This is a genomic window from Ruegeria sp. CJ9 (assembly GCF_056536625.1).
Window position 1 is genome coordinate 1 of the sequence record NZ_JBQFPY010000021.1, and the last position, 6,916, is coordinate 6,916.

At 53.7% G+C, this 6,916-nt stretch carries 5 protein-coding genes; all 5 read right to left on the bottom strand.

Features of this window, described 5'->3' with window-relative positions:
- Nucleotides 1-206: 206 nt before the first annotated feature.
- The 5 genes from ACR0AJ_RS20915 to ACR0AJ_RS20935 all read right to left on the bottom strand — a co-directional run bounded on the left by ACR0AJ_RS20915 (nucleotide 207) and on the right by ACR0AJ_RS20935 (nucleotide 6,302).
- On the bottom strand, nucleotides 207-1,655 hold the full coding sequence (locus ACR0AJ_RS20915) for a mannose-1-phosphate guanylyltransferase/mannose-6-phosphate isomerase (RefSeq protein ID WP_480649400.1): 1,449 nt from the start codon (nucleotides 1,653-1,655) through the stop codon (nucleotides 207-209).
- A gap of 129 nt (nucleotides 1,656-1,784) precedes the next feature.
- Nucleotides 1,785-2,516, bottom strand: a complete 732-nt coding sequence (locus ACR0AJ_RS20920) for a metallophosphoesterase family protein (protein WP_480649402.1) — start codon at nucleotides 2,514-2,516, stop codon at nucleotides 1,785-1,787.
- A 113-nt stretch (nucleotides 2,517-2,629) separates the two neighbouring features.
- Entirely contained in the window at nucleotides 2,630-3,151 is a 522-nt protein-coding gene (locus tag ACR0AJ_RS20925) for a hypothetical protein (protein WP_480649404.1), read from the bottom strand.
- A gap of 444 nt (nucleotides 3,152-3,595) precedes the next feature.
- Entirely contained in the window at nucleotides 3,596-4,420 is an 825-nt protein-coding gene (locus ACR0AJ_RS20930; protein ID WP_480741847.1) for a hypothetical protein, read from the bottom strand.
- 73 nt (nucleotides 4,421-4,493) lie between these two features.
- Nucleotides 4,494-6,302 carry a galactosyltransferase-related protein gene (locus tag ACR0AJ_RS20935; RefSeq protein WP_480741849.1) on the bottom strand — a complete coding sequence of 603 codons (1,809 nt, stop codon included), beginning with the start codon at nucleotides 6,300-6,302 and terminating at the stop codon, nucleotides 4,494-4,496.
- Between the last annotated feature and the right edge of the window lie 614 nt (nucleotides 6,303-6,916).

Here is a 6,916-nt window from a genome sequence, read left to right on the forward strand (position 1 = left end):
GATTGATAAAAGGGTTCATGCTCATCAGCCCAACCTCACTCAGTCATCTCAATCAGAAACACCATAAACAAAACACAACTAACACAACCAAAACACACCGAACGGAACGGCTGCACCAAGCTTTCCGGGCAACAAAAAAGGCCCCCGTCCGGGGGCCTGATCAATGCGCCATACCTAGCTGCGTGGCGTCAGATGGGGCTGGAACGTCAGCCCTTTGCGCCCTGACCGCGTGCATAAACATCCTCGTACCGGACGATATCATCCTCACCGAGATAGGTTCCGGTTTGAACTTCGATCAGAACCATCGGCACCTTGCCAGGGTTCCGCATCCGATGCACCGCCCCCAACGGGATGTAGACCGACTGGTTCTCGGTCACCAACTGTTCCTTGTCGTCGATCGTCACAAGGGCCGTGCCTTCGACAACGATCCAGTGTTCCGAGCGGTGGACATGGCTTTGCAGGCTCAGCGACGCGCCGGGGTGGACGTGAATGCGCTTAACCTGGAACCGGTCGCCAACCACAAGGCTTTCGAACCAGCCCCAAGGGCGGTGATCCTTGGGGAAGGTTGTGGCCTGTGCAGCGCCTTTTTCCTTTAGCGCGCTCACCGCTTTCTTAACGTCCTGGGCCCGCGAAGCATCCGCAACCAGAACCGCATCATTCATCGCCACGGCGATGATGTTTTCAAGCCCGATGCCCACCAGCTCCAACTGGTCACTGTCCGAGCGCAACAGCGCGTTGTGGCAATCAATGGCTGTGGCTCCGCCGCTGGTCACCACGCCGTCAGAATCCGGCCCGCTTTCTCGCCAGACTGCATCCCATCCACCTAGATCGGACCAAGCCGCGTCAAACGGGACAACCGACAGGTTCGTCGCCTTCTCCATCACCGCGTAATCGATTGAGATATCTTCGGCCTTGCCCCAGGGTTCAGGGTTCAGGCGCAGAAAGCCCAGATCCGGCGTTGCCGTATCGACGGCTGCCTCGACGGGCGATATCAGTTCGGGTGCATGAGTCCGGAAGGCCGCAATCATATCCGATGCACGGAAAAGAAAGATCCCGGCATTCCATTTGAAATTGCCCGCTTCGAGCATTTCAGTTGCGCGAGCCAGATTTGGTTTTTCCACGAACTTTTTCAGCGGAACGGGTGATCCGCCGCTGTTCGATGCGCTCGCCAATTCGAGATAACCATAAGCCGTTTCCGGATGCGTTGGGGTGATCCCGAATGTTACCAGTTGCCCTTGCTCGACAGCCTCCAACCCGCGGGCAACCGCATTCTGGAACGCCGCCACATCAGGCACTACGTGGTCGGACGGCGCAACCAACAGCACCGCGTCCGGATCCTCGGCATGGGCGCGCAGCGCGGCAGCGAGGACCGCTGGGGCCGTATTCCGCCCTTCGGGCTCAATCAAAATGGCACCGGGATCAATGCCGACGGCCTGCAATTGCTCGGCCACGATGAAGCGGAAATCCGAATTGGTCAGAACCACCGGAGCAGCGAATTCCAACCCCGCCGCCGCGCCGGACAAACGCCGAGCTGAGGCCTGGAAAAGTGTCTCATCCCCAACAAGCGGCACAAATTGTTTGGGGTAACTCTGCCGCGACAACGGCCAAAGACGCGTCCCGGACCCGCCGCAAAGAAGAATAGGGGTGATCAACATGATAAGCTCGAAACCTGGTTTAATTTAAACAGGTCCTATTAGATGTGAATTAGCGTGACAAGATTTTGCTCAGCTTCAACAGGAAAAAGCAAGTGCAACCGCGGATTTGCGCCTGTACGGGCTCAGTTTTCAGCCTTGTGCCGTCAAAAATCTGGGCTCCCCACCATCCAGGCAAACTGCACTTAACACACCAGTTGCAAAAGCGCCGGTATCAATGGAAATTCGTCCCTTTTGCGCGCCAGCCTCACCGACAATCGTATGCCCGTGTACAACCCAAACACCGTCGCGCCTGATTGTTTTTAGAAATGACGGATGACCCCAGATAAGGGTCTTTTCCGACTGGTCGGTGGGCGGAACATTGGGGTCAGCACCGGCATGCACCACAAGGACGTTGCCCGACATTTCCCAGGTCTTCAGCCCGGTCACCCATTGATACAACGTGTCGCCCATCGCCTCTTGAAACCTGTCCCGGCACTCTGTCAGCTCATCACCGGTCATCTCAGCCCGGACCCCGCGCACATCGAATGAGGCCAAGGTCTGCAACCCGCCATAACGCAGCCACCGCGGACCCTGTTCCAAGGGGTCTTTCAGGAACCGCAGCATCATCTCTTCATGATTGCCTTTCAGGCAGGTTATGTCGGGGCGCGCACTGATCAGGCGCAAGACCTCGGCGCTGTATTCTCCGCGGTCGACATAATCGCCCACCAGAATGATCCGATGGTCCTGCGGCACATTGTTCAGTAGCTTTTCCAACTGCACGACACAGCCATGCACGTCACCGATTACGCATATTGGAGTATCTGGGGTTGGTGGCAGAAACGGGGCACGCCGCCTGAATCGTCCGAAAAGCGATGACAGCACGATGAACTTTTCTCCTGCCCGGTTAGCCGTGAAAGGAGCCGATACAGGAAATCCGGCACCGGCCTTAGATCCAAACGTGATACCCGGCGACCTGACTGCGGGCAAGACCGGGTTCAGGCGGTTTGGCAGGCGGGCACGCCCATTTGAATGATCTCGCGGCCCTTGACCTTATAGAGCCCGTTGATCCGGTTCCGGGCTTTGGTCATGAACCAGGATTTCAACGGTTCCGGATAATAGGCAGCCATGATCTGACTGAAATAGTCGAAATCTTCTTGCGCAAGCCGACGACCGCTTCGGGAAGGGCCGTGAAACCCAAAGGTGGTATCGGGATCAACGCAGGTTCCGGGCAACCCCAGAAACATCGTGCATGTCGAATAGCAGATACGGCCCCTGATCTCGACCAGAACTCCGTTGCGCTTGAGGTTTTCCAACTCGATCAAACGGTCATGCAGATAGCCGCCGCGATCGCTTCCCACGACCAGCAACTGCTGTGCCTGGGCGCGTGTTGGCGCAAGGGTCACCGGTGTCAATGTCGCGACACTCAGCAAGACGGTAAAAAACCGGACAATGCTACAAGCAGAGCGCTGTCCTGTATGCGAAAACGCTTTGAAACAACAGTCGATGAAACTCGGCATGGTTCTATCTCCGTTTCCAGTAATGATCTGGATCAGGGCTAGAGAACCGCGATGCCTCAGCTATGCGCTGCCTGTGGCGAAACTTGGCCTTAAATCAATGTTTTAATAGGCTTTTTACGTAAACTTTCCATGTCCAATACGCACGCAGCGTTGCGCGAATGACGCTTAGGGTCATGGGACGGTCTTAGATTCGGTGTCGCCGGGCGATACAGCGACAGATGCGTCTGCCCGATAGAACAAGCGCACAGAGATCAATACTCTCAGTCACTTGTAAACAAAACGCAGTATATCAGATCAACACCCTTTACCAAACTGCCCACAAGTTTTGGACGCAACCAAGCGTGCGGGTGCGGATGTTTTTTGTTGTTTGCCAGAGACTTGAAGCCAAACAGGGCTTTTCACCCGCATGTTTGTTCAGTAGCTTTGGAATAAAGCGGGCAAGTTCTAATTCGACCAGCGCTTGGTACGCCGCTGGAGACGCCAAAGATCACACCAGTAAGAAATCCGCCAAGGTGAGCAAAGGGCGACCTTCCACCACTTCCGACTTTCCTGAAAAAGCTTTTGTTCATATTCCTTTTTGGAATAACGTTTGGGCAGCGCGATGTGAATCTTAGAACTGAATTCCTGAGACGTCGCAGACGTATCGGGTGCGTTCAGCATCGCACTGGTTTGCAGTGCCAGCTGACGTCTAAGCCCGACTTCAAAACTCGAGGGATGCACATAATCCACAACCATGTTGGCGCCGTCACCATCGCTATCTGCCCAACTGTCACCCAGCGCAGCATTGGCGAACACAACCGTGCTTTGCAGGTTGTCCCAATCGCTGTAGAAACTGTCCCATACCGCCGGGCGCACGATGTCCTGCAAAACGAACCCTTCGGCAAGAAACAGCAAAGCCCAAAAGCTGGGCCATGAAATCAGCAGGTCCTGAACCTGTTGTTCAGCTACGGGAACCGGTGAGAATACTACAATATCAGCGTAACTCGTTAGCAGGTTTACGCTGTGTTCCGCTTCACTCAGGCTTGCCGCAGGAACGCCCTTAGTGACGTGAATGATACGAAGCCCACTATCAGTGGCCTTCTGAGGAGAAACGGTCTTAGACAGCGCGCTAAAGGAAGATTGAGTGACACGTGGAACACCGCTCTGCTCATAGGCCGCGCACCATTCCGTGTGCTTTCGGCCTTCCAGAACGATAATTTCACTTACATGTTGCTTGCACGCTGAAACAACCTTCTCAACGGCTAAGCTCCTTGTTTCACTGTCATTCATTCAGGTTTACACTCTGGCGGGTTTAGTAGGTATTCATAAAGATTTGGACCGCTGTCCGGAATTTCGAGCCACATTAAAAATGCTGCCCAGATATCTCTAACCTCTGATTTTGAGACATTGAATGGGCGATTTCCGTAAACGAACTCCAGTTGCTTCCCAGCAAAAGCGGCGCACGCGATAGCAGGATTACATCTGCCAGCGCATATTTAAGCTGCACTTCAGATCGGTCATATACCGTTCTTGGCAGGCTGGTCACGCGATCTTGGTATTTCGCAGCGAAAGCACCATAGGATTCCGAGTTATCCGACGCCAGAAAAATCGTGGAATCGGCCTTGGCCTCTAGCAGTTGATCCAGACGTTTGAAGAAGAACGCATAGTGGGATCTGCTGCGGGCACGTCTGGAAATCTCGTCTTCTGACCGCGACCAGTCTCCGGGAACGTCCCCATGAGGGTCCGTAGCCGCGCCGCCATTCATACGCACGTGTACGGCGATGTCGTTTTGGCTGCGGACGGACTCGATCATCTCTTGCACATCCGCACTCGGTTTCAGCTCACGCAGGAATTTCCGTTCAATGGGGTCGTAGGGTTTGCCGAATGTAAACCTGTAAGCCGATTGGATAACGATATCCCGCTGCGCCTTAACCAATGAGGCGGTGTCAAAGGCCTCCCGGAATGCCTTGCTCATCAGGTCGACCGTTAACGCGTTCTCCGGGTCGTTCTCTTTGGTATCCTCGACAGCCCCGTCAAAGTCGAACAATGACGCAAAGGTACAATCGCAATGTTCGTCAGGTACCCAGCGAATGATCAGTTCGCGATCGTGGATTTGTGAAAATGAAAACCCCGAAGCAATTGCACGCAATCGGTTGCCCAAACCATGCTGCGCATCGACGACAAGTTTCGGCTTTCGCAGGCTATGCCCCAGCGGAACGGTAACTTCGCCTGTATTCTCTTCCGGTTGCAGCGACGTGTTGCTGATGGCCACAATGGCGTCTTCCAACGAGCGGGTCATCAACGCATAATCCACAGCTTCGCAGGAAACAGAGACCGCAACACCTTTGAAAACATCATGTATTGCGCTAACCGCCGCTTCGGCGCGTTCCATCCGCGTGCCAATTAGGTTTGTATCTACACCGTAGGGGTGGCTGCGTCTTAACCGCAATATGTTCGCGGTTTCACTAAGCACACGGAAACCCGTCATTGGGCAACTCGCATCCCACGGGGCGCAGGAAGACGCAGTTTGCCGGTTCAACGCGATCCAGAACTGCGGATACGACTGCACTTCGTCCCATCCGGTGACCGGTGTACTTTTGGGGCGCTCAACACGTCTTACGTCGGAATGATCAATATGGCTGATGGTGTCGGGATCGACATCTTCTCTTTGCACGCCTGCGTTGGTCAGGCGTCCGTACAGGTCATCGTCATCCCAGCCATAAGTGACAATCCGTTCGTTGAAGCCGTTAACAGCCAAAAGATTTTCACGCCCAACGACGAAAAAGCCGTTCACGTGGCTTTGCCCGGATTTCGCCTGGCGCCAGTTCCCTGCAGTCAGTTGGTCAACACCTGTTGTGTTGCGGCTAAAGAACTCTGAATCGAGGATAATGTCACTGTCGACTTTGATAATCTTGTCTTTGGTCGCAGCGCGGAATCCCAGATTATACGCGTGGGACAAAATCCAGGATCCTTCATCCTCGACCCGAAGAATCCGTATACGTGGATCAGTTATCCCCGCTTTCCGAAGAGTGATCTCTACCGGAATTTCCGAACTCCAGTCCACGATGATAACTTCGCCAATCTCCTGATGTACAAGCCACGTTGGCAATGTCTGCGCCAGGTGGTCATTTCGGTTCATGCAGCATGTGACAGCAGCAAAACCGGGTTCCATGGCGGCATCGGGTTCATATTCTGCGCCAGCCTCTTCAAATTTTGGAAGGTTGCGCCAAACGTCAGGTTGCGTTCGTATCTCATTGTAGAGGGCAGAAACCGAAGTTGGTGATTTAGCGTTCCGCACCGAAAGCTGTGCTCGAATCAAACTGCGAAATGTGTCCCTGGCCTCAACTGTTGTGACGGTGTCATCAGATGCGTTCGCATCGCAGAGGCTTGCAACTATATCTTTAGAAGATTGCATTTTCTCAGTTTGAACCCTTGGTATGCCAATGCCTTCGGTATCTTAATATTTTGGTCGTTCAATACATTCCACCTGGGATTGCGTTCAAACAACTTGAGCACCGAGTACCTGTTTGTTCAGGCGTGTCAATCACCAAAGACGGTATCTTTGAAGCAAGCCTCCAAGATTTCAACCTAGATGAGCGGTGATACGCCGGAATCATTGTTTTGACGCCCTTGTCAGGTCAGCTTGCTGTCTTGGTTGTGTCCCAGTTATCTGGAGTTTTAATTTATTGGCCTCGCATCGCTGAGGTCTATTTGGTTTTCCGGCATTGAAGCTTTGTTTTGGATGAGGTTATTGCCTCTCACCCTATTGTTTTGTGGTTCTGACGG

Bases quoted from the DNA above. Each gene is read 5' to 3' on its own strand.
- ACR0AJ_RS20915 (WP_480649400.1), bottom strand. From the start codon at position 1,655: ATGTTGATCACCCCTATTCTTCTTTGCGGCGGGTCCGGGACGCGTCTT.
- ACR0AJ_RS20925 (WP_480649404.1), bottom strand. From the start codon at position 3,151: ATGCCGAGTTTCATCGACTGTTGTTTCAAAGCGTTTTCGCATACAGGA.
- ACR0AJ_RS20930 (WP_480741847.1), bottom strand. From the start codon at position 4,420: ATGAATGACAGTGAAACAAGGAGCTTAGCCGTTGAGAAGGTTGTTTCA.
- ACR0AJ_RS20935 (WP_480741849.1), bottom strand. From the start codon at position 6,302: ATGGAACCCGGTTTTGCTGCTGTCACATGCTGCATGAACCGAAATGAC.